Source organism: Streptomyces sp. NPDC059785 (assembly GCF_042732375.1).
Lineage (GTDB): Bacteria > Actinomycetota > Actinomycetes > Streptomycetales > Streptomycetaceae > Streptomyces.
On sequence record NZ_JBHWHV010000028.1, the window covers coordinates 79,932 to 101,745 of the forward strand.

General features: G+C 70.9%; 19 protein-coding genes and 1 tRNA gene. 13 read left to right on the top strand and 7 right to left on the bottom strand.

Going from position 1 to position 21,814, the window contains the following annotated elements; genetic code table 11:
- Window positions 1-130: 130 nt before the first annotated feature.
- Entirely contained in the window at window positions 131-802 is a 672-nt protein-coding gene (locus ACFV6E_RS21965; RefSeq protein ID WP_385163889.1) for a TetR family transcriptional regulator, read from the bottom strand.
- Between the two features lie 119 nt (window positions 803-921).
- Here ACFV6E_RS21965 and ACFV6E_RS21970 point away from each other — a divergent pair, with 119 nt between their 5' ends.
- Window positions 922-2,541 (top strand): MFS transporter, encoded by a 1,620-nt coding sequence (locus tag ACFV6E_RS21970; RefSeq protein ID WP_385163886.1) that lies wholly within the window; start codon window positions 922-924, stop codon window positions 2,539-2,541.
- 77 nt (window positions 2,542-2,618) lie between these two features.
- Window positions 2,619-2,927 (top strand): small hydrophobic protein, encoded by a 309-nt coding sequence (locus tag ACFV6E_RS21975; protein ID WP_385163883.1) that lies wholly within the window; start codon window positions 2,619-2,621, stop codon window positions 2,925-2,927.
- A 172-nt stretch (window positions 2,928-3,099) separates the two neighbouring features.
- On the opposite strand, the gene aceE is transcribed toward ACFV6E_RS21975, so the two are convergent.
- Window positions 3,100-5,847, bottom strand: coding sequence for a pyruvate dehydrogenase (acetyl-transferring), homodimeric type (aceE, locus tag ACFV6E_RS21980; protein ID WP_385163881.1), 2,748 nt, complete (start codon window positions 5,845-5,847; stop codon window positions 3,100-3,102).
- A gap of 499 nt (window positions 5,848-6,346) precedes the next feature.
- Here aceE and ACFV6E_RS21985 point away from each other — a divergent pair, with 499 nt between their 5' ends.
- The 6 genes from ACFV6E_RS21985 (at window position 6,347) to ACFV6E_RS22010 (ending at window position 11,101) form a co-directional block, all read left to right on the top strand.
- Window positions 6,347-6,784, top strand: a complete 438-nt coding sequence (locus ACFV6E_RS21985) for a DUF3052 domain-containing protein (protein WP_385163878.1) — start codon at window positions 6,347-6,349, stop codon at window positions 6,782-6,784.
- Window positions 6,785-6,969: 185 nt separating this feature from the next.
- On the top strand, window positions 6,970-7,428 hold the full coding sequence (locus tag ACFV6E_RS21990) for a peroxiredoxin (RefSeq protein ID WP_385163875.1): 459 nt from the start codon (window positions 6,970-6,972) through the stop codon (window positions 7,426-7,428).
- A 113-nt stretch (window positions 7,429-7,541) separates the two neighbouring features.
- Window positions 7,542-8,117, top strand: coding sequence for a calcium homeostasis/redox stress adaptation protein (locus ACFV6E_RS21995; protein WP_385163872.1), 576 nt, complete (start codon window positions 7,542-7,544; stop codon window positions 8,115-8,117).
- 157 nt (window positions 8,118-8,274) lie between these two features.
- Window positions 8,275-8,850, top strand: a complete 576-nt coding sequence (locus ACFV6E_RS22000; RefSeq protein WP_385163869.1) for a TerD family protein — start codon at window positions 8,275-8,277, stop codon at window positions 8,848-8,850.
- A gap of 160 nt (window positions 8,851-9,010) precedes the next feature.
- A complete protein-coding gene (locus ACFV6E_RS22005; protein ID WP_385463803.1) occupies window positions 9,011-10,153 on the top strand; it encodes a DUF475 domain-containing protein in 1,143 nt (380 codons plus the stop codon).
- A gap of 210 nt (window positions 10,154-10,363) precedes the next feature.
- Window positions 10,364-11,101, top strand: coding sequence for a Tellurium resistance (locus tag ACFV6E_RS22010; RefSeq protein ID WP_385163864.1), 738 nt, complete (start codon window positions 10,364-10,366; stop codon window positions 11,099-11,101).
- 55 nt (window positions 11,102-11,156) lie between these two features.
- Here ACFV6E_RS22010 and ACFV6E_RS22015 read toward each other — a convergent pair whose 3' ends face one another.
- Entirely contained in the window at window positions 11,157-12,050 is an 894-nt protein-coding gene (locus ACFV6E_RS22015) for a TerD family protein (protein ID WP_385163862.1), read from the bottom strand.
- A 188-nt stretch (window positions 12,051-12,238) separates the two neighbouring features.
- Between ACFV6E_RS22015 and ACFV6E_RS22020 the strand changes: the two genes are divergently transcribed.
- From ACFV6E_RS22020 to ACFV6E_RS22030, 3 genes are all read left to right on the top strand, one after another.
- Window positions 12,239-13,414, top strand: coding sequence for an HpcH/HpaI aldolase/citrate lyase family protein (locus ACFV6E_RS22020; protein WP_385163859.1), 1,176 nt, complete (start codon window positions 12,239-12,241; stop codon window positions 13,412-13,414).
- A 655-nt stretch (window positions 13,415-14,069) separates the two neighbouring features.
- Window positions 14,070-16,700 carry a phosphoribosyltransferase gene (locus ACFV6E_RS22025; protein ID WP_385463805.1) on the top strand — a complete coding sequence of 877 codons (2,631 nt, stop codon included), beginning with the start codon at window positions 14,070-14,072 and terminating at the stop codon, window positions 16,698-16,700.
- Window positions 16,697-17,521, top strand: a complete 825-nt coding sequence (locus ACFV6E_RS22030) for an HAD family hydrolase (protein ID WP_385463808.1) — start codon at window positions 16,697-16,699, stop codon at window positions 17,519-17,521. Before ACFV6E_RS22025 ends, ACFV6E_RS22030 begins: the two co-directional genes overlap by 4 nt.
- 14 nt (window positions 17,522-17,535) lie before the next feature.
- Here ACFV6E_RS22030 and ACFV6E_RS22035 read toward each other — a convergent pair whose 3' ends face one another.
- From ACFV6E_RS22035 to ACFV6E_RS22050, 4 genes are all read right to left on the bottom strand, one after another.
- Entirely contained in the window at window positions 17,536-17,757 is a 222-nt protein-coding gene (locus ACFV6E_RS22035) for a zinc ribbon domain-containing protein (RefSeq protein WP_385463811.1), read from the bottom strand.
- Window positions 17,758-17,766: 9 nt separating this feature from the next.
- Window positions 17,767-18,429 (bottom strand): DUF4383 domain-containing protein, encoded by a 663-nt coding sequence (locus tag ACFV6E_RS22040; RefSeq protein ID WP_385163849.1) that lies wholly within the window; start codon window positions 18,427-18,429, stop codon window positions 17,767-17,769.
- A 120-nt stretch (window positions 18,430-18,549) separates the two neighbouring features.
- Window positions 18,550-19,959 (bottom strand): hypothetical protein, encoded by a 1,410-nt coding sequence (locus tag ACFV6E_RS22045; RefSeq protein ID WP_385463814.1) that lies wholly within the window; start codon window positions 19,957-19,959, stop codon window positions 18,550-18,552.
- Window positions 19,960-20,078: 119 nt separating this feature from the next.
- Complete coding sequence (locus ACFV6E_RS22050; RefSeq protein ID WP_385463817.1) at window positions 20,079-20,888, bottom strand: DUF4097 family beta strand repeat-containing protein; 810 nt, start codon at window positions 20,886-20,888, stop codon at window positions 20,079-20,081.
- Window positions 20,889-21,131: 243 nt separating this feature from the next.
- On the opposite strand from ACFV6E_RS22050, the gene ACFV6E_RS22055 reads away from it, so the two are divergent.
- Both ACFV6E_RS22055 and ACFV6E_RS22060 read left to right on the top strand, forming a co-directional pair.
- Window positions 21,132-21,206 (top strand) — tRNA-Val (locus tag ACFV6E_RS22055).
- A gap of 172 nt (window positions 21,207-21,378) precedes the next feature.
- Window positions 21,379-21,801, top strand: a complete 423-nt coding sequence (locus tag ACFV6E_RS22060) for a GNAT family N-acetyltransferase (protein WP_385463820.1) — start codon at window positions 21,379-21,381, stop codon at window positions 21,799-21,801.
- Window positions 21,802-21,814: the final 13 nt, after the last annotated feature.

Here is a 21,814-nt window from a genome sequence, read left to right on the forward strand (position 1 = left end):
TAAACCGCCCCTTATCTCGGGCATGGTGACGTTCCGTGAGGTGATCCTCACTCGCACGAGGGAAGTGCGAGGGAAGTACGAGGGGAGCGACGCGGCGGGCGTGCTGATGGCCGTGGTCACCGGCGCGGCGTCACTCCGTGCGCCACTTCTCCGCCAGGACCGGGCCCAGGAGATCGAGATGGGCGGCGGTCAGCCGGCGGATCGCCGCGACGCTGATGTCCTCGCCCGCGCCCCACATCCGGCCCGTCACCCGCATCACCCCGCCGAACGCGGCCACCGCCACCCGCGGCCGCGGGTCCGTGTCCACGTCAAGACCCTCGCGCTCCGCGATCACCCGGGCCAGTTCGTCCTCCGCCTCCGCCGAGCGGCGCAGGAACGCGGCGAACAGCGCGGGCGTCGACTCGATCAAATGAAAGGTCCGCATGTGCAGTTCGATCGGCACGACCTGCTCGATCGCCTCGCCGATGGTCTCCCAGCCTTCGAGCACCGCCCGGCGCAGCGCCTCCAACGGCGGCTCGTGCGGCGGGCGTTCGCGCAGCGCCTGGATGAAATGCGCCTCGGTCATGTCCTGCACCGCGAAGGCGGCCTGTTCCTTGCCCGCGAAGTAGCGGAAGAACGTACGCTGCGACACGTCGACGGCCTCGGCGATCTCGTCGACGGTCGTCCGCTCGTACCCCTGGGTCGTGAACAGTTCGAGGGCGGCGCGCAGCAGCGCGTCCCGGGTGCGGCGCTTCTTGCGCTCGCGCAGTCCCGGCCGCGCCGCCGTCCCGGCCGCCGTCTCCGTTCGCGACGCTGTGTCCATGGGTGGGGTCCTTCGTTCTCGCACCTGCCGCCGCGACCGTGCACGGCCCGGCGACGTGACAGTTACCGACTTGTGAATTGGTTTGTCAATTGTCAGCGGCTGTCACTAATCTCGAACGTATGACTAGTCAGACCACCGTCGACGCGAACGGCCCGGCCGACAAGGCCCCGGCCGCCGCATCCGGCCCGGCGCAGGGCAAGGGGCTGCGCGGCCATCCGTGGTTCACCCTCATCACCGTCGCGGTCGGCGTGATGATGGTCGCCCTGGACGGCACCATCGTGGCCATCGCCAACCCAGCCATCGGCGACGACCTGCACGCCAGCCTGTCCGAGCTGCAGTGGATCACCAACGCGTACTTCCTCGCCCTCGCGGTCTCGCTGATCACCGCGGGCAAGCTCGGTGACCGCTTCGGCCACCGGCAGACCTTCCTCATCGGCGTGGTCGGCTTCGCCGCCTCCTCGGGGGCCATCGGCCTGTCCGGCACCATCGGTCTCGTCGTCACCTTCCGGGTGTTCCAGGGCCTCTTCGGCGCGCTGCTGATGCCGGCCGCGCTCGGCCTGCTGCGGGCCACCTTCCCGGCCGAGAAGCTGAACATGGCGATCGGCATCTGGGGCATGGTCATCGGCGCCTCCACCGCGGGCGGCCCGATCCTCGGCGGGGTGCTGGTCGAACACGTCAACTGGCAGTCGGTGTTCTTCATCAACGTGCCCGTCGGTGTCCTCGCGGTCCTCCTGGGCCTGTGGATCCTGCTCGACCACCGGGCCGAGAACGCCCCGCGCTCCTTCGACGTCCTCGGCATCGCACTGCTGTCGGCCGCGATGTTCTGCCTGGTCTGGGCGCTCATCAAGGCCCCTGAGTGGGGCTGGGGTGACGGCAAGACCTGGACCTTCATACTCGTCTCCGTCGTCGGCTTCGTCCTGTTCGCCCTCTGGGAGACCAGGGTCGCCGAGCCGCTCATCCCGCTGGCGATGTTCCGCTCCGTGGCGCTGTCCGCCGGTGTGATCCTGATGGTGCTGATGGCCATCGCCTTCATGGGCGGCCTGTTCTTCGTCACCTTCTACTTGCAGAACGTGCACGACCTGAGCCCGGTCGACGCCGGTCTGCACCTGCTGCCGCTCACCGGCATGATGATCGTCGGCTCCCCGCTCGCGGGCGCGATGATCACCAAGCTCGGCCCCCGGGTCCCGCTGGCCGGCGGCATGATCCTCACCGCCGCCGCGATGTTCGGGATGTCCACGCTGGACGCCGGTTCGGGCAGCGGCGTCATGTCGCTCTGGTTCGCCCTGCTCGGCCTCGGCCTGGCACCGGTGATGGTCGGCGCCACCGAGGTCATCGTCGGCAACGCCCCCTTGGAGCTCTCCGGTGTGGCCGGCGGTCTCCAGCAGGCGGCCATGCAGATCGGCGGCAGCCTCGGTACGGCGGTCCTCGGCGCGGTGATGGCCTCCAAGGTCGACAGCGACCTCGCGGGCAACTGGGCCGACGCCAAGCTCCCCGAGCTGACCCCGGCCCAGCTCGACCAGGCGGCGGAGGCCGTGCAGGTCGGTGTCCCGCCGGTGCAGAAGGGCATGCCCGCCGAGATCATCGCGAAGATCACCGAGGTCACCAACGACACGTTCATCTCCGGCATGAGCCTGGCGTGCCTGGTGGCCGCCGGGGTCGCCGTGGTGGCGGTGGTGGTCGCGATGTTCACCAAGCGCGGCGAGAACGCGGACGCGGGCGCGGGCGTGGGCCACATCTAGAGGTCTGTACGAAAAAAACCGGGGTACCTGCATACCGAACCCGAACTGACCGATGAGCCAAGCGAGTTCAGGAGTTGATGATGGCGGGCTTCGGACACGGCACGCGCAGGTACCCCCGATCACGGAGCCGGATGGGGTCCCGGACCGGGCCGGATCGCGCGACGCTGGGCATTGTCGGAGTCATCTGCGCGGTCGCCGGTTTCTTCACCCTGGGCATCATCCTCGGCCCGGTGGCGGTCGTCTGCGGCTGGCTCGCCATGGGCCGCACCTGGTCCGGCACCCGCAACGTACCGGCCCTGATCGCCGTAGTACTCGGCGCGATAGACACCCTCCTGGCCCTGATCTGGCTGGCAGGAACGGGCCCGTTCGGCAACGGCATGCTCTGAGCGGGGCGGGGAGCGCCCCGCAGGGGGCGCCCCGCTAGGGGCGCGGGGAACTGCGCGCCCAGCCCCAACGGCGCCGCAGCCGAAAGACAACGCAGAGAACGCCGGGTACGTGCACTGGACGCCCAGTACACGCACCCGGCGTTCACCAGTAACCGGTAACCAAGCGGAGCGCCTACGCGTCGCCGCCCTCCGGCCCAGGATCCGCCGCAGCCACATCGAGCAGCTGATACCGGTCGATCGCCTGCTTCAGCACCGACCGGTCCACCTTCCCCTCACGGGCCAGCTCGGTCAGCACCGCGACCACGATCGACTCCGCGTCGATGTGGAAGAAGCGCCGGGCCGCCCCGCGTGTGTCGGCGAAGCCGAAGCCGTCCGCGCCGAGCGACTGGTACGTGCCGGGCACCCAGCGCGCGATCTGGTCGGGGACCGAGCGCATCCAGTCGGAGACCGCCACGAAGGGACCCTCGGCCCCGGCGAGCTTGCGCGTCACGTACGGCACGCGCTGCTCCTCGTCGGGGTGGAGCAGGTTGTGCCGCTCCACGTCGACCGCCTCGCGGCGCAGCTCGTTCCAGGACGTCGCCGACCAGACGTCCGCGCGGACGTCCCACTGCTCGGCGAGGATCCGCTGCGCCTCGACGGCCCACGGCACGGCCACCCCGGACGCCATGATCTGCGCGGGGACCGAGCCGGACGTGCCCTCGCTGAAGCGGTGGATGCCCTTGAGGATGCCGTCGACGTCGACGTTCTCCGGCTCGGCCGGGTGCCGGATGGGCTCGTTGTAGACGGTGAGGTAGTAGAAGACGTCCTCGCCGTGCGGGTGCTCGTCGGACGAGCCGTACATCCGGCGCAGGCCGTCCTGCACGATGTGCGCGATCTCGAAACCGAACGCCGGGTCGTAGGCGACACAGCCCGGGTTGGTCGAGGCGAGCAGCTGCGAGTGGCCGTCCGCGTGCTGGAGCCCCTCACCGGTCAGGGTCGTACGCCCCGCGGTCGCGCCCAGGACGAAACCGCGGGCGAGCTGGTCGGACATCTGCCAGAACTGGTCGCCGGTGCGCTGGAAACCGAACATCGAGTAGAAGACGTAGACCGGGATCAGCGGCTCGCCGTGGGTCGCGTACGCCGAGCCGGCGGCGATCAGGGAGGCCGTGCAGCCCGCCTCGGAGATGCCGTCGTGCAGCATCTGCCCGGTCGGCGACTCCTTGTACGCGAGCAGCAGCTCACGGTCCACGGCCTCGTACTGCTGGCCGAGCGGGTTGTAGATCTTCGCACTCGGGAAGAACGAGTCCATGCCGAAGGTGCGGTACTCGTCCGGCGCGATCAGTACGAAGCGCTTGCCGATCTCCTTGTCCCGCATGAGGTCCTTGAGTAGCCGCACAAACGCCATGGTGGTGGCGATGGACTGCTGGCCGGAGCCCTTCTTCACACTCGCGTACGCCTTGTCGTCGGGCAGCGCGAGCGGCTTCGCGCGCACGACGCGCGTCGGCACGTACCCGCCGCACTCCTTGCGGCGGTCGTGCATGTACTGGATCTCCTCCGAGTCGCGGCCCGGGTGGTAGTACGGCGGCGCGCCGGACTCCAGCTCCTGGTCCGAGATCGGCAGGTGGAGACGGTCGCGGAAGCCCTTCAGGTCGGCGACCGTGAGCTTCTTCATCTGGTGCGTGGCGTTGCGGCCCTCGAAGTTCGGGCCGAGCGTCCAGCCCTTGACCGTCTGCGCCAGGATCACCGTCGGCTGGCCCTTGTGCGCCTTGGCCGCCGAGAACGCCGCGAAGATCTTCTTGTGGTCGTGGCCGCCGCGCCCCAGGTGCAGGATCTGGTCGTCGGTCATGGACTCGACCATCTTGCGCAGCCGGTGGTCGTGCCCGAAGAAGTGCTCCCGGATGTAGGCGCCGGTCTCCGTGGCGTACGTCTGGAACTGTCCGTCGGGCGTCGTGTTGAGCCGGTTGACCAGCACGCCGTCCCGGTCCTGGGCGAGCAGCGGGTCCCAGGTGCGGTCCCAGACCAGCTTGATCACGTTCCAGCCGGCGCCCCGGAACTGCGACTCCAGCTCCTGGATGATCTTACCGTTGCCGCGCACCGGGCCGTCGAGCCGCTGGAGATTGCAGTTGACGACGAAGGTCAGGTTGTCCAGGCCCTCGCGCGCCGCGATCGAGAGCTGGCCCAGCGACTCCGGCTCGTCCATCTCGCCGTCGCCGAGGAACGCCCACACGTGCGACTTGGAGGTGTCCGTGATGCCGCGGGCCTCCATGTAGCGGTTCATCCGCGCCTGGAAGATCGCGCCCAGCGGGCCGAGGCCCATGGAGACGGTCGGGAACTCCCAGAAGTCCGGCATCGACCGCGGGTGCGGATACGAGGACAGCCCGTCGGGCGCCTTGGACTTCTCCTGGCGGAACCCGTCGAGCTGGTTCTCGGAGAGCCGGTCGAGCAGATAGGCGCGGGCGTAGATGCCCGGCGAGGCGTGCCCCTGGAAGAAGACCTGGTCGCCGCCGTCGCCCTCGTCCTTGCCCCGGAAGAAGTGGTTGAAGCCCACGTCGTAGAGCGAGGCGGAGGACGCGAAGGTGGCGATGTGCCCGCCCACGCCGATGCCGGGGCGCTGCGCCCTGGACACCATCACGGCCGCGTTCCACCGGGTCGCGTTGAGGATCTTGCGCTCGATCTCCTCGTTGCCCGGGAAGAACGGCTCGTCCTTGGTGGCGATGGTGTTCACGTAGTCCGTGCTGCGCATCTCGGGCACGGCCACGCGCTTCTCGCGGGCCCGCTCGATCAGCCTGAGCATCAGATAGCGGGCCCGCTCCCGGCCGCGCTCGTCGACGGCGGCGTCGAGGGAGTCGAGCCACTCCTGGGTCTCTTCCGGGTCGAAGTCAGGTACCTGACTCGGCAGGCCGCCAATGATGATCGGGTTGCGATCGGATGCGGAAGCCACGCTGTTCCTTCGCTGTCAGAGGGCTGTTTGTCCCCGGAATCCCACGGGACCCCACGGAATCCCAAGCCATTCCAGGTGTCTGCACCGTTCCCATCGTGTACCGGTCGGAACGCAATCGTCATCTCTACCGAGAGGTAACCAACACGTTCGTCCGGCCCGTTCGGGCGCGTCCGGCCAATTCGCAACGATACGCCCGGCCCGTGACGCATCCCGTAAAGTCATTCGACTCCCGTAAGCTCGGGTGGTTGCGAATCCCGCATACCGGGCAGAAAGGTGTGGTGTGCGTCACTCTGGTCTGTGATTGCATGCCTGGAGTTGCGTCGACACGGCCAGGATCGTCACCGTTTCGGCGGTCTGGACGGCCGGGTACTTGCGCGATCCGCCCCGCCCGTGTGGACTACGGCCAATGCTTCGCGCAGGCGCGTGGCTGAAGACTTCCCCCCAGCTCCTGCCGGAGCCGGAGGGAACCCCCAACCGAAACATGATCAGGAGGCAACCCGTGAGCGCGACCGCGGACCACGCGGAGGAGCGGACGAACCCTGCCGCGAGGCTGGGGTTCCAGCCCGAGCAGGTGGTCCAGGAGATCGGCTACGACGACGACGTCGACCAGGAGCTCCGCAAGGCCATTGAGGAAGTCATCGGCACCGAGCTCGTGGACGAGGACTACGACGACGTCGCCGATGCCGTGGTGCTGTGGTTCCGCGACGACGACGGCGACCTGACGGATGCGCTGGTGGACGCCACCACGTACATCGAAGAGGGCGGCACGATCCTGCTGCTGACGCCGAAGACCGGCCGTGACGGCTACGTGGAGGCGAGCGACATCGCCGAAGCCGCGACGACCGCGGGTCTGTCCCAGACCAAGACCGTCAGCGTGGGCAAGGACTGGAGCGGCAGCCGGCTGGCCACGCCGAAGGCGGCCAAGCCCAAGCGCTGAGCCCCGCTCCCCGCTTTTTCCCCGTGCCGGGCGGCAGTGTGCCGCCCGGCCGGTTCCCGTGAGGCCCTCGCCGGTCAGCCGACGGCGGGGGCCTCGCCGGTGCTCCGGGGCGCCCGGGAAAGCGCGCTGGTCAGTGCGTAGGCTGGTGGTCACCCGAACAGTCCCCGGAAGGGAAGCGTGTGACTATGGCGATCGAGGCCGGTAGCAAGGCCCCGGACTTCGAGCTCAAGGACAACCACGGCGCCACGGTGCGGCTGTCCGACTTCCGCGGCGAGAAGAACGTGGTGCTGCTCTTCTACCCGTTCGCCTTCACCGGTGTCTGCACGGGTGAGCTGTGCTCGCTGCGCGACAACCTTCCGCAGTTCACCGACCGCGACACCCAGCTCCTCGCCGTCTCGAACGACTCCATCCACACCCTGCGCGTCTTCGCCGAGCAGGAGGGCCTGGAGTACCCGCTGCTCTCCGACTTCTGGCCGCACGGCGAGACCTCCCGCGCCTACGGCGTCTTCGACGAGGACAAGGGCTGCGCCCTGCGCGGCACCTTCGTGATCGACAAGGAGGGCGTCGTGCGCTGGACCGTCGTCAACGGCCTCCCGGACGCCCGTGACCTGAACGAGTACGTGAAGGCGCTCGACACCCTGTGATTCTTCGGTCGCAAGGCATGCAGGGGGCGGGAACCCGTCACTAGGATCGACACGTTGATCCCATACCAACGCACGACGGGGCTCCCCGCCCCTGGACACCATAGGGAGGACTCGTGGGAGTCAGCCTCAGCAAGGGCGGCAACGTTTCACTGTCGAAGGAGGCCCCGGGCCTGACCGCGGTCATCGTCGGTCTGGGCTGGGACGTCCGCACCACCACCGGCACCGACTTCGACCTGGACGCCAGCGCCATCCTGCTGAACTCGAGCGGCAAGGTCAGCAGCGACTCGAACTTCGTGTTCTTCAACAACCTGAAGAGCCCGGACGGCTCGGTCGAGCACACCGGCGACAACATCACCGGTGAGGGCGAGGGCGACGACGAGCAGATCAAGATCAACCTCGCCGGCGTCCCGGCCGACGTGGAGAAGATCGTGTTCCCGGTCTCCATCTACGACGCCGAGAACCGCCAGCAGTCCTTCGGCCAGGTGCGCAACGCGTTCATCCGCGTCGTGAACCAGGCAGGCGAGGCGGAGATCGCCCGCTACGACCTCTCCGAGGACGCCTCCACCGAGACCGCGATGGTCTTCGGTGAGCTGTACCGGCACGGCGCGGAGTGGAAGTTCCGCGCCATCGGCCAGGGTTACGCCTCGGGCCTGCGCGGCATCGCGCAGGACTTCGGCGTGAACGTCTGAGTTACGACCGGCTCGGCCGGCCTCTGGGCTCATCCGTCCGGCGCCGCACCCATCGAGTGCGGCGCCGGACGCGCAGGACGGCGGCACCGGACGCGCGCGACGACGGCGCCGGACCGCTGGAAAGACTGAAGTTCCACCGACGGGGAGGACCAGCATCATGGGCGTCACGCTCGCCAAGGGAGGCAATGTCTCCCTCTCCAAGGCCGCACCCAACCTCACCAACGTGATGATCGGGCTCGGCTGGGACGCACGCTCCACCACCGGAGCCGACTTCGACCTCGACGCCAGCGCCCTGCTGTGTAACGCGGGGCGGGTGCTCGGCGACGAGTGGTTCATCTTCTACAACCAGCTCAAGAGCCCCGACGGTTCGGTGGAGCACACCGGCGACAACCTGACCGGTGAGGGCGAGGGCGACGACGAGTCGATCCTGATCGACCTCTCCAAGGTGCCCGCCACCGTCGACAAGATCGTCTTCCCGGTCTCGATCCACGACGCGGACAACCGCGGCCAGACCTTCGGCCAGGTCAGCAACGCCTTCATCCGGGTGGTGAACCAGGCCGACGGCCAGGAGCTCGCCCGCTACGACCTGAGCGAGGACGCCTCCACGGAGACCGCGATGATCTTCGGCGAGGTCTACCGCTACGGCGGCGAGTGGAAGTTCCGCGCGGTCGGCCAGGGCTACGCCTCCGGACTGCGGGGCATCGCCCTTGATTTCGGGGTAAACGTGTCTTAAGGCCCGTCGAGGGGCTCTTGCCGGGGCCCGCCCGCGCCGGTCGATGGGACTTCGCTCTACACTTCGTGGTCAACGTTAGGTAAAGCCGAGTACGGCGCGGGGGAACGCGCTCCCCCCAGGCAACGCCTGGGGGAGCCCCCATCACACGATTGGGTAGCCAGTGCTTCTGAAAACCTTCGGCTGGTCGTTCGCGGTCACCGCGATCGGTCTGGCCGCAGCGGTGCTCTACGGGGGGTGGACCGGCTTCGGGATCGTGGCGATCCTGTCCGTCCTCGAGATCTCGCTGTCCTTCGACAACGCGGTGGTCAACGCCGGGATCCTGAAGAAGATGAATGCCTTCTGGCAGAAGATCTTCCTCACCGTCGGTGTGCTGATCGCCGTCTTCGGCATGCGACTGGTCTTCCCCGTCGTGATCGTGGCGGTGACCGCCAAGCTGAACCCCATCGACGCGGTCAACCTCGCGCTGACCGAGAAGGACAAGTACCAGCAGCTGGTCACCGACGCGCACCCGGCGATCGCCGCGTTCGGCGGCATGTTCCTGCTGATGATCTTCCTGGACTTCATCTTCGAGGACCGGGACATCAAGTGGCTGGCCTGGCTGGAGCGGCCGCTGGCCAAGCTCGGCAAGGTCGACATGCTCTCGGTGTGCATCGCCCTGATCGCCCTGCTGATCGCCGCGATGACCGTGGCCACCCACGCCCACCAGCACGGCGGCGCGCACGTGGACAAGGGCTCCACGGTGCTCATCGCGGGCATCGCGGGCCTGATCACGTACATGATCGTGGGCGGGCTTTCGGGCTACTTCGAGGACAAGCTCGAAGAGGAGGAGGAGCGCGAGCAGGAGGAGGCCGAGGAGGCCGAGCGCACGGGGAAGAAGAAGTCCGCGGTGCTGCTGGCCGGCCAGGCCGCCTTCTTCATGTTCCTCTACCTCGAAGTCCTGGACGCCTCGTTCTCCTTCGACGGCGTCATCGGCGCCTTCGCCATCACCAACGACATCGTGCTGATGGCGCTGGGCCTGGGCATCGGCGCCATGTACGTGCGGTCGCTCACCGTCTACCTGGTGCGCCAGGGCACCCTGGACGACTACGTCTACCTGGAGCACGGCGCCCACTACGCGATCGGCGCCCTCGCCGTCATCCTCCTGGTCACCATCCAGTACGAGATCAACGAGGTGATCACCGGTCTCGTCGGCGTGGTCCTGATCGCCTGGTCCTTCTGGTCCTCCGTCCGCCGCAACCAGCGGATCGCCGCGGAAGAGGGCGGCTCGGCCCCGGAGAAGACCGAGGTCTCCTCCGGAGTGTGATCCACCTGTCCGGATGCGGGGATTGACGCCCCGCCCGGTGAGGAACGCTCTGAGCGGGGCGGCCGTCGAGGACGAGACCTCGGGCCGTCCCGCACGGCATGTTCCGCCCGGACGGACCGCGGACGCCCGGACGGACCCGACCGTACGGCGTGCGTCCGGCGGGGGGACGCCGCGGGCACGACGTACGAACCAGGCATTGTGGGGGCGGAAATGGGCTTCTGGGACGGGCTGTGGCATGGACGCTCGACGGACTTCGACTCGGGCAGTGCGGCCACCAACTCCATCGAACTGACCAAACGGCACCGGCAGATCTCGCTCACCAAACAGGGCGCGGCCACCGGCAACCTGCGCATCAACCTCTCCTGGCGGATGCGCACCTCCGACATCGGCGGGCCCGAGCGCGGCGGCCTGCTGCGCCACCCCTTCCAGGCGCTGCGCCCCGAGGCCGTCCAGGCGCACACCCAGAGCATGGTCAACGTCGACCTGGACCTCGGCTGCATGTACGAGCTCGCGGACGGCTCCAAGGGCGTCGTCCAGCCGCTGGGCAACTTCTTCGGCGAACTGAACAGCCCCCCGTACGTCAAGCTCAGCGGCGACGACCGCTTCGGCTCGGGCTCGGGCGAGACGATCTTCGTCAATCTCGACAACCGCGACAGCATCAAGCGGCTGCTCGTCTTCGTCTACATCTACGACCAGACCCCGGCCTTCGACCGCACGCACGCGATCGTCACCATGTACCCGAGCAACGGCCCGCGCATCGAGATCAGCCTGGACGAGCGCCATCCGCAGGCGCGGTCCTGCGCGATCGTGATGATCGAGAACAACAAGGGCGAGCTGACCGTGCGCCGCGAGGTCAAGTTCGTCTACGGCTTCCAGGCCGAACTGGACCGGCTCTACGGCTGGGGTTTGCAGTGGGGCCGCGGCTACAAGTCGAAGGTCGACCGCTGACGGACCGGGCGCGGTCTCGGGCGACGCGTACCCGAGGAGCGCGCCCCGGCGTTCCTCAGCGGCCGATGAACTGCGGGCCCTGCGGCGGCAGCCGGAAATCCGGGTCCGGCCCCACCGCCTGCGGATAGCCGTACGCGGGCGGCTCTGCGGCGGCCGTCTGCGGCTGCGGATAGCCGTAGGCAGGCTGCGTCGACGGCGCGCCCGAAGTCTGCGGATACCCGTACGCGGGCGCCGCCGCGGGCTCCGGGGGATAGCCGTAGGCGGGCGCCGCGGTCTGCTGCGGCACCGGCGCCGGCCGCTCGGGCGGCAGCGGCACCGAGGTCTCGGGCGGAGCGGCGGGCGCCGACCGCCCGTCCGTCGCGGCCGGCGGCGCCGACCACGTGCCCTCGGGCGCGGCCTGCGGCTCCGACTCGTCCACCGAGATGCCGAAGTCGGTCGCCAGGCCCTGGAGGCCGTTCGAGTAGCCCTCGCCGAGCGCCCGGAACTTCCAGGAGTCGCCGCGGCGGTACAGCTCCCCGCAGATCAGCGCCGTCTCCGCGCCGGTCTCCGGCTTGATGTCGAAGTACGCCAGCGGTTCCGCGTCCGCGACCGTCGCGTCGTACAGCAGGATGCGCAGGTCGCGTACGCGGTCGAAGGTGACCCCGTCCGCCGAGGCGACCAGCAGGATCCGGCCGACGGCGGGTTCGACGCCCGCCAGGTCCGTCTGGATCGTGTCGGTCAGGCCCTCGGCGACCCGCTTCTTGCCCAGCCGCCACACCTTGGCGGAGGGGTGCCGGGGCTGGTTGTAGAAGACGAAGTCCTCGTCGGAACGCACCCGGCCGTCGGAGCCGAGGAGCAGCGCCGAGGCGTCGACGTCCGGGACACCCTGTCCGGGCGCCCAGCGCAGCACGGCCCGTACCGCCGTGGCGTCCAGCGGGACGTTCGACCCCTTCAGCATCGCGTGCGTCATACCGTCATCCTGCCTTCTCGGACCTGGTCACGACAATGCGGGGTACCCGCCGCCGGACCCCGGCCGGGAGCCCCCGGACACAGCCGGGACACCAGAACTTCACGCCCGGTGGGAACTGACGACATACGTCCCTACGTACTATTACCGGCCACATCGAATCCGGCCGACCAGCCGCTACGGGGAGTCTTATGCGTCATTTCGGGCACATCGCCCCTGAGGAGCGGCAACGCCTCTTCCACCAGGAGCCCGGCTACTTCACCGGCGACTCGCCGGCCCGCGTCCTCGCCGCGGCCCTCGGCGCCACGCTCTACAGCCCGGCGACCCGGCCGCAGCTCGCCGACGACATCGTCAAACAGGCGGGCCGCGGCGTGGTCTCCATGGTGCTGTGCCTGGAGGACTCCATCGACGACGCCGACGTGCCCGAGGCCGAGGAGAACCTCGTCCGGCAGTTCACCGACCTCGCGGGGCGGGGCGCCGGCACGGAGGAGGGGCTGCCGCTGCTCTTCGTCCGCGTCCGCGCCCCCGAGCAGATACCCGACCTCGTACGGCGGCTCGGACCCGCCGTCCGGCTGCTGTCCGGATTCGTGCTGCCGAAGTTCACCGAGGAGCGCGGCGTCCCCTTCCTGGAGGCGCTCACGGCCGCCGAGGCCGCCGGCGGCCGGCGCCTGTTCGCGATGCCCGTCCTGGAGTCGCCCGACCTGCTCTACCTGGAGAGCCGCCGCGAGACCCTCGACGGGATCTACCGCACCGTCGACAAGTACCGGGAGCGGGTGCTCGCGCTGCGCCTCGGCGTCACCGACTTCTGCTCCGCCTACGGCCTGCGCCGGACCCCCGACATGACGGCGTACGACGTCCAGATCGTCGCCTCCGTGATCGCCGACGTGGTGAACGTGCTGGGCCGCTCCGACGGCACCGGCTTCACGGTGACCGGGCCGGTCTGGGAGTACTTCCGGGTCCAGGAGCGGATGTTCAAGCCCCAGCTCCGCCGCAGCCCCTTCACGCCCGAGGCCGAGGAACTGCGCACCGCGCTGATCGAGCACGACATGGACGGACTGCTGCGGGAGATCCTGCTCGACCGCGCCAACGGCCTGCTCGGCAAGACCTGCATCCACCCCTCGCACGTCCAGCCCGTGCACGCGCTCTCCGTGGTCAGCCACGAGGAGTTCAGCGACGCCCAGGACATCCTGCGGCCCGAGCGGAACGGCGGTGGTGTCCTGCGGTCCGCGTACACCAACAAGATGAACGAGGTGAAGCCGCACCGCGCCTGGGCCGAACGCACCCTCCAGCGCGCCGAGGTCTTCGGCGTCGCACACGAGGAGATCGGCTTCGTGGACCTCCTCGCCGCGGGCCTGCCGGCCGCCTGAACCGCCCGCCTCCCTCGCCCCCACCGCCCCTCCCGGCCCCGCCGGACGACCGGTCCCCGGACCAGCAAGGAACCGAAGAACGCCGATGAACCACGTGGAGTGGACGGGTATGGAGCGGGTGGGGACGCCGGGGGCGGCGGATGGGGAAGGGGCGGGCGCGCCGGTGCCGGGTTCGGAGCCGGCGGGGGTGCAGGGGCCCGGTGCGCCGGGGTCGGGTGCGGAGCGGTCCTGTGCGCCGGGGCCGGGGCCGGGGACCGAGGGGGCGGGTGAGCGGGGGATGAGTGCCGAGTGGTCCGGTACGCCGGGGGCGGGTTCGGAGCCGTCGGGCGCGCCGGGGTCGGGTGCGGAGCGGTTCGGTACACCGGGGCCGGGTCCGGAGCTGGCGGGCACGCAGGGGCCCGGTGCGCCGGGGTCGGGTGTGGAGCGGTTCGGTACACCGGGGCCGGGTTTGGAGCCGGCGGGGGCTCAAGGGCCCGGTGGGCCGGGGTCGGGTGTGGAGCGGGCGGGCGCGCCGGGGTCGGGTGCGGAGCGGTTCGGTACACCGGGGCCGGGTTTGGAGCCGGCGGGGGCGCAGGGGCCCGGTGGGCCGGGGGCGGGTGTGGAGCGGGCGGGGGCTCAAGGGCCGGTTGCGGAGGGGGCCGGTGTGTCGGGGGCGGTGACTGGGCCTTCGGGGACCGCGTGGTCGGGGGCCTGGGTCGCTGAGCGGCTCGGGGTCGAGCTCGTCGGTGATGACAAGCTGCGCGATCTGCTCGGGCTCGCCCTGCGGCGCAACCCCAAGCGGGCCCACCTGCTCGTGTCCAACGTACTCGGCAAGCACGTACCGCAGTCCCCGGCCGTGGTCCACGGGCACGGGTTCGCGCTCGGCCGGCGGGTGCGCGAACTGCTCGGCGACGCCGAGGCGCGCGCCGCCGTCGTCCTCGGCTACGCCGAGACCGCCACCGGCCTCGGCCACTCGGTCGCCGACGGCCTCGGCCTCGCCCCCTACCTGCACTCCACCCGCCGCCCCGTCCCCGGCGTCGCCCGGGCCGGCGGCTTCGAGGAGTCCCACTCCCACGCGACCTCCCACCTGCTGCTCCCGGAGAACCCGCGGCTGCTGGCCGGCTCCGGCCCGCTCGTCCTCGTGGACGACGAGTTCTCCACCGGCAACACGGTCCTCAACACCGTCCGCGCCCTGCACGAGCGCTACCCCCGCGACCGGTACGTCATCGTGGCCCTGGTCGACATGCGCTCCGCCGCCGACCTCGGCCGCCTGGACGCCTTCGCCCGGGAGATCGGCGCCCGCGTCGACCTGGTCACGGCGGCCTCCGGGACGGTACGGCTGCCGGACGGGGTGCTGGAGAAGGGCCAGGCACTGGTGACGGAGTACGAGACGGGGGCGTCCGGCGCGTCCGGCGCGTCCGGCGCGTCCGGCGCGGGCGACTCCGGTGCCGCCGGGCGCGTAAGCCGCGTCGATCTCGCCTGGCCGCCCGGCCTCCCCGACGGCGGCCGCCACGGCTTCACCCCCGAACACCGCGTACGCCTGGACACCGCGCTGCCCGAGATGGCCGCGCAACTGGCCGCCGCGCTGCCCGGCGGGGCGGGACTGGGCGGGACGGAAGGCGCGGAGGGTGCGGAAGGCGCGGAGAGTACGGAAGGCGCGGCGGCCGGGGCTGCCGAGGTTCCGAGCGACGGTGCCCGGCGTGACCGCATCCTCGTGCTCGGCTTCGAAGAGCTGATGTACGCCCCGCTGCGGCTGGCCCAGGAGCTGGAGCGGGTCGTGGACGCCGAGGTGCGCTACTCCACCACCACCCGCTCGCCCGTCCTCGCCCTGGACGACCCCGGCTACGCCATCCGCAGCCGCCTCGTCTTCCCCGCCCACGACGACCCGGGCGACGGCCCCGGCGAGCGCTACGCCTACAACGTCGCGGGTGCCGGCTTCGACGCCGTGATCGCCGTCGTCGACTCCACGGGCGACACCGCCGCCCTGCACGCCCCCGACGGACTGCTCGCCCAACTCGCCGCCCACGTCCCGGACGTCCTGCTCGCCGTCGTCCCCTCGTACGTACCGCCCGCCGCGCCCGCCGTACCAGGGGACGCGTCCACGGCCGCCCCGGAACAGCCGGAACCGAACGCCACCGAAAGGCCCCTCATGCTCGCCGAGCCCCTCCGCGGCCCCGCCTTCTCCTCGTACGCGCCGGACGACGTCGGCTGGCTGCTCCAGGACCTCTCGGACGTATCGCTGGAGGCGCCGACCGAGGAGCGCGAGGAGGCCATCCAGAGCGGCGGCGCGCACTACGCGGAGTCGCTGCCCGTCGAGTACCAGCCCAGCGACCAGTACCAGCGGCTCTTCCGCGCCGCCCTCGACGCCTCCGCCGCCCGCCTCGCCCAGGCCGTCGGCACGGTCACCGAGCTGGTGCTCGCCGAGCGCGCACCGCGGCCCGTCCTGGTCTCCCTCGCCCGCGCCGGCACCCCCGTCGGCGTCCTGATGCGCCGCTGGGCCCGGCACCGCCGCGGCCTCGACCTGCCCCACTACGCCGTCTCCATCGTGCGCGGCCGCGGCATCGACGCCAACGCGCTGCGCTGGCTGGCCGGCCGGCACGACCCCGCCGACGTCGTCTTCGTCGACGGCTGGACGGGCAAGGGCGCCATCACCCGCGAACTGGCCGCCACGATAAGCGAGTTCGAGGAGGCCGAGGGCGTCACCGGCTTCGACCCGGAGATCGCGGTGCTCGCCGACCCCGGTTCCTGCGTCCGCACGTACGGCACCCGCGAGGACTACCTCATCCCCTCCGCCTGCCTCAACTCCACTGTCTCCGGCCTGATCTCCCGTACGGTGCTCCGCGCCGACCTCGTCGGCCCGGACGACTTCCACGGCGCGAAGTTCTACCGCGAACTCGCCGGCGCCGACGTCTCCGTGGACTTCCTGGACGCCGTCTCCGCCCGCTTCGACGACGTCGCGGACGCCGTCGACACCCAAGCCAAGGAACTGCTCTCCGTCGACCGCGCCCCCACCTGGAAGGGCTGGGCGGCGGTGGAACGCATCAGTGAGGAGTACGGCATCCACGACGTGAACCTCGTCAAGCCCGGCGTCGGCGAGACCACGCGCGTACTGCTGCGCCGCGTCCCCTGGAAGATCCTCGCGCGGGCCGGGGCGGGCAGCGACCTGGACCACGTACGCCTGCTCGCCGAGCAGCGCGGCGTCCCCGTCGAGGAGGTCGCCGAACTCCCGTACACCTGCGTGGGGTTGATCCACCCCAAGTACACGCGCGGCGCGACGGGCGCCGACGGCAGGGCGGTGACGGCGTGACGGCGAGCAGCGGAGCCTCGGTGACGGTCGTCGCCAGCGACCTCGACCGCACGCTCATCTACTCGGCCGCGGCCCTCGCGCTCACCGTGCCGGACGCCGGGGCCCCGCGGCTGCTGTGCGTGGAGGTGTACGAGGGCAAGCCGCTGTCGTACCTGACCGAGACCGCCGCCGGACTGCTCGCCCGGCTCGGCGAGGCCGCGTGCTTCGTCCCCACCACGACCCGCACCCGCGAGCAGTACGGGCGCATCAGCCTCCCGGGCCCGCCGCCCGCGTACGCGATCTGCGCGAACGGCGGCCACCTGCTGGTCGACGGCGTTTCCGACCCCGACTGGCACGCCGGGGTGACCGAGCGGCTGGCGTCCGAGTGCGCCCCGCTCGCGGAGGTCCAGGACCATCTGGCCGCGACCGCCGATCCGGCCTGGCTGCGCAAGCGGCGCGTCGCCGAGGACCTGTTCGCGTACCTCGTCGTCGAACGCGACCTGCTCCCCGCGCACTGGCTGAAGGAACTCGCCGTCTGGGCCGAGAACCGCGGCTGGACCGTCTCCCTCCAGGGCCGCAAGGTCTACGCGGTGCCGAAGCCGCTGACCAAGAGCGCGGCCGTGCGCGAGGTCGCCCGGCGCACCGGCGCCGGACTCACCCTCGCGGCCGGGGACTCGCTCCTCGACGCGGACCTGCTGCTCGCGGCCGACCGCGGCTGGCGCCCCGGCCACGGCGAGCTCGCCGAGGCCGGCTGGACCGCCCCGACGGTCACGGCCCTGCCGGAGGGCGGGGTACTGGCGGGGGAGCGGATCCTGGAGGAGTTCCTGGGGGCGTGCGGCTGAGGCGTGTGAGGTAGTCAGCCGCAGCAGCCACCGCCGCAGCAGCCGCCACCGCCCCCGCCTCCGCGAGGGGCCGCGGCCGGGGCCGGGGCGGAGCCGCCGACCGCGACGGCCGACAGGAGCTTCACCGTGTCGTCGTGACCGGCGGGGCAGGCCGCGGGCACGGCGGACTCCGCCATCGGACGGCTCAGTTCGAAGGTGTCGCCGCAGGTACGGCAGCGGTACTCGTAGCGAGGCATGCGCACAGGTTAACGGCCGTCGTCCTTCGCCGGGAGGGACGTCGGTCCGGACGCGGGCGCGGAACCGGGGAGGGGCATCGGCGGGGGCATGGGCAGGGACGTCCGGACGGCCGCGAAGGGGTCGTCGCGCAGGGCCCGCGCCCTGAGCCGCGCCCGGTCCTCCGCCGCGGCCTGTTCGGGATGCCGGCACCGCCAGTACGGATTGTCGTGCGGCAGGGCGGAGCCGACCCTGCCGTACATGCCGAAGAACATCAGCAGGACGCCCACGACGAAACTGAACAGCACGTTCTGGATGCGGAAGGCGAGGAAGTTGTAGTCGGTGTCCAGCAGCGCGAGGTTCGCGAAGCCGCTGAGGATGAAGAGGACGCCGGCGACCATGTTGACCGTCGAGGCGACGTTGCCGCCGATCACCATGCCCGCGAAGAGCAGCAGCCCGACGACGATCGACAGGATGCTCAGCGAACCGTTGGTGCTGAGCCCCGCGACCGTGTCCCCGCGGGTGTCGAAGAAGCCGACCTTGTCGATCAGGCCGAGGATGCCGAAGGCGAGCAGAACGAGCCCCATGAGACCGGCGCCGACCCGGTAGAACTGGCTGAGGTGGTGGTCGACCGGCAGATGCTCGTCGAACCGGATGCGCCGCCTGGACCTGTGATGAAGCACGTGTGTGGCCATGACCGCCTCCCGTACGTCCTTCCCAGGATCCGCCCGGGGAGTGGGCCGGGCAACAGGGGCCGGGGTGGGCCGGGTCCGGAGTCGGGTCCGGACATGTGGCTCTCTGTCCCCCTCCACCCCTCAGGCGCTGCCCGCTCCCGCCCCCCGCTCCTCCCGGATCCGCGCGACGACCCTCGCCACCGACTCCCGTACGGCCTCCGTCTCCGTGAGGAAGGCCCAGTAGTCGGGGTGGTGGCCCTCCAGCGCGGCGACGGCGCGGTCGAGGCGGGCGACCGACTCGTCGAGCGGGCGGGCGTGCCGGGGATCGGGCGTGCTGCGCCCGGCCATGGCGAGGCGCTGGGCGTCGCGGATCGCGAAGCGGGTGCGGTCGATCTCGTGCTGCGGGTCCTTGGCGACGGCGTTCAGCCGGTGCAGCCGGTCGCCCGCCGCGGAGACGGCCTCGTCGGTGTTGTTGAGCAGCGCGCGGACCGTGGACAGCAGGGCGGTCGCGTCCGGCCAGCGCTGTTCCGCACGGGCGGCCCGCGCCTCCCGGAGTTTCGCCTCGGCCTGCCGTACGCTCTCCGCGGCCTGCTCGGGGACGTGCTGGAGGTCCTGCCAGCAGGCGGCGGCGTACCGGCGGCGCAGCTCGCTCAGTACCGGCTCGACCTGCTCGGAGCGCGTGGTCAGGGCCTGCGCGCGGGTGCGCAGCGAGACGAGCCGGTGGTCGATCTCGGCGGCGCGCTCGGGCAGCCGGTCGGCCTCCGCCCGTACCGCCTCGGCCTCGCGGGAGACGCGCTCGGCCCGTTGCAGGGTCTCCGGTACGCCGTGCTGTCCCGCGCCCTGGTTGAGCTTGGTCAGCTCGGGGCCGAGGGCGGCGAGGCGGGCGGCGAGGTCGTCGGCCCTGAGGCCCGAGCCCCGGACGGCGTCGAGGGCGTTCGAAGCGGCGAGGAGGGCCTGCCGGGCGCGCTCGACCGCGGGGGCGAGCCGGGCGAGCTGGGTCTCGGCCTTGCCGAGGAGCGGTTCGAGGCCGCGGGTGAAGCGGTCGAGTTCCTGCTTGACCCGGCCCAGTTCGTCCTTGGCGGCGGCCAGTTCGGAGCGGGCGCGGCCGGCCGCGGACGCCTCGAGGTCGTCCCGGTCGAGGTCGTGGGCGTCGACGGCGTCGATGTACTGACGGCTGACCTCGTCGATGCGCCGGCCCAGCGCCTCGAAGTCGGCGACGGTCCGGCGGGCGGCGGGGGAGTCGTCGACGGCGGTGATGGTCTCTATCGAGATCCGCAGGTCGCGCTGGGCGGTGTCGAGCTCGTAGAAGGCGGCAGCGGCGGCGTCCTTGGCCTCCTGCGCCGCGGCCCGCTGGCTCTCGGCACGTCCGCCGAACCACCGCCGGGTGCCGCCGCCGGCGAAGGCGGCGGGCAGCACGAGAGCGGCGACGAGCGGAAGAGCCAGGAGGCTTACGGCGTCACGTGCGGCGCGGAAAGTCGCTGAAGGGGCCCGGGAAGCCCGGGACGCCGGTGACGCGAACGGCGTGACCGGCGTGGACGGAGTGTCCGGCATGTACGGCGTGTCTGGCGTGTTCGGCCGCGAGGGTGTCGCCGTCACATTCCTCTCCCGTGCTGTCATTCGCCCTTCCCGGTGTCATTCTCCCACCCGTAGAGGACGAACACACGGGCCGTTCAGTTCGCTGTTCGCAGTGTGACCGACCCGTCACTGGTGCGGACGGAGACGACGTGGGGGCTGGAGTCGTCGCGGGGCACGGAGACGTGCACGGCGCCGTCGCTGGTCCTGGTCTTCACCCGGTACTGGGCCTTGGGCAGTTCGACGGTCACGGAGCCGTCCTGGGAGGAGGACTCCACCAGGTCGGGTACTGAGCCGAGGGCGAGCCGGACGGCGCCGTCCTGGGTGGTGGCGCGCACCTCGCGGGAGTCGATGCCGCGGGCGGTGACCTGGCCGTCGGCGCTGTGCAGGGTCAGCGGACCCGAGGAGTCGGTCACGTGGACGGCGCCGTCGGAGGTACGGATGTCGAGGGCCTGCTCGAAGCCGCGGGCGGTGACTCGTCCGTCACCGTCCCGCACGGTGACGGCGATGTCGCGGGGCACCACGATCCGGTACTTGGCGGAGCAGTCGGCGATGACCCCGGTGCACTTCATCCGCAGTACGAGCCGGTCGTCCCGCATCTTCCAGGAGACCTCGGGGTCGGCCCCGATGGCCACGCTCCCCTGGAACCACCGGGTGACCTGGACCTTCTTCGCATCGCTCGAGTCGGCTGTGACCAGCTCGAGCGCGGAGTCGTCGGAGTCGACGGTGAGGGTGCGGCCCTGGAGGGCGAAGGAACGGTGGTCCGGCTTGGTGTCGTCCCCGGCGTCGGCACCGCAGGCCGAGACGGTGACGACGAGACCGGCAGCGACAGCGAAGCCGGCCACGGGTCGACCCCACCGAGCGTGCCGGGCGTGCCGAGTACGTACATGTCGAACGCTGCGAGCCATAAGTTTGCCCCCTGAGGTGAACGGCGGTGGCTGCCGGCTCCCGCCGACGCACACCCGGTCGACGCCTCCTCGGTGCCTTACGGACGACGGCACCCTTTCGACGCTCTCCGACCGTACGAACCCACGCCCCGGAGCAGGATCCGGTCCACTACCGGATCAAGGGTGGGGATAACCCCCGCCGAGTCCCCCGCATACGGGTTTGCAGGACACACCCTCGGGCAATGTAGGCTGTCGACTCGTCCTGGGCGCGTAGCTCAGCGGTAGAGCGCCGCCCTTACAAGGCGGATGTCGGCGGTTCGAAACCGTCCGCGCCCACCAGGAGAAAGGCCCCCAGCCGATCACGGCCGGGGGTCTTTGTCGTGCTGGCTGCGCTGAAGAGGAGTCGTGCGTGACGTCTGTCGTTGTTCGGGGTTTTGGGGACGGGGATCTCGGGGGTGCCGTGGCGGCGTTGGTCGCGGTGCATGGGACTGATGGGTATCCGGTCGAGGGGGTGGCCCGGCCTGAGGCGTGGTTGCGTTCCGATGACGTGATCGCCTCGTGGGTGGGGGAGCTCGACGGGGAGATAGTGGGGCACGTGGCGGTCATGCGGCCCCGTGGTGAGGACGCGGTGTCCCTGTGGATGCGGCAGAGCGGCGAGCGGGAGGGGCAAGTCGGCGTGCTGGCGCGGCTGTTCGTGGTCGAAGGGGCGCGGCGGCAGGCCCTCGGTGAGCGGCTCACCCGGGTTGCCATGAGCTTCGGCCGCGAGCGGGGGCTGCGGCTCGTTCTGGACGTCATGACCAAGGACGCGGCCGCCATGCGGCTCTACGAGCGGCTCGGCTGGCGGGAGATCGGGCGCGCCCCGCATCACTACGGGAACGGTTTCAGCGCCGACGCCGTGTGCGACGCGGTGTGTTACGTCGCCCCCGAGGCCTGAGCCTCGGGGGCGA

Bases quoted from the DNA above. Each gene is read 5' to 3' on its own strand.
- ACFV6E_RS21965 (WP_385163889.1), bottom strand. From the start codon at position 802: ATGGACACAGCGTCGCGAACGGAGACGGCGGCCGGGACGGCGGCGCGG.
- ACFV6E_RS21970 (WP_385163886.1), top strand. From the start codon at position 922: ATGACTAGTCAGACCACCGTCGACGCGAACGGCCCGGCCGACAAGGCC.
- ACFV6E_RS21975 (WP_385163883.1), top strand. From the start codon at position 2,619: ATGATGGCGGGCTTCGGACACGGCACGCGCAGGTACCCCCGATCACGG.
- ACFV6E_RS21990 (WP_385163875.1), top strand. From the start codon at position 6,970: ATGGCGATCGAGGCCGGTAGCAAGGCCCCGGACTTCGAGCTCAAGGAC.
- ACFV6E_RS22000 (WP_385163869.1), top strand. From the start codon at position 8,275: ATGGGCGTCACGCTCGCCAAGGGAGGCAATGTCTCCCTCTCCAAGGCC.
- ACFV6E_RS22010 (WP_385163864.1), top strand. From the start codon at position 10,364: ATGGGCTTCTGGGACGGGCTGTGGCATGGACGCTCGACGGACTTCGAC.
- ACFV6E_RS22015 (WP_385163862.1), bottom strand. From the start codon at position 12,050: ATGACGCACGCGATGCTGAAGGGGTCGAACGTCCCGCTGGACGCCACG.
- ACFV6E_RS22020 (WP_385163859.1), top strand. From the start codon at position 12,239: ATGCGTCATTTCGGGCACATCGCCCCTGAGGAGCGGCAACGCCTCTTC.
- ACFV6E_RS22035 (WP_385463811.1), bottom strand. From the start codon at position 17,757: ATGCCTCGCTACGAGTACCGCTGCCGTACCTGCGGCGACACCTTCGAA.
- ACFV6E_RS22040 (WP_385163849.1), bottom strand. From the start codon at position 18,429: ATGGCCACACACGTGCTTCATCACAGGTCCAGGCGGCGCATCCGGTTC.
- ACFV6E_RS22045 (WP_385463814.1), bottom strand. From the start codon at position 19,959: ATGCCGGACACTCCGTCCACGCCGGTCACGCCGTTCGCGTCACCGGCG.
- ACFV6E_RS22050 (WP_385463817.1), bottom strand. From the start codon at position 20,888: ATGGCTCGCAGCGTTCGACATGTACGTACTCGGCACGCCCGGCACGCT.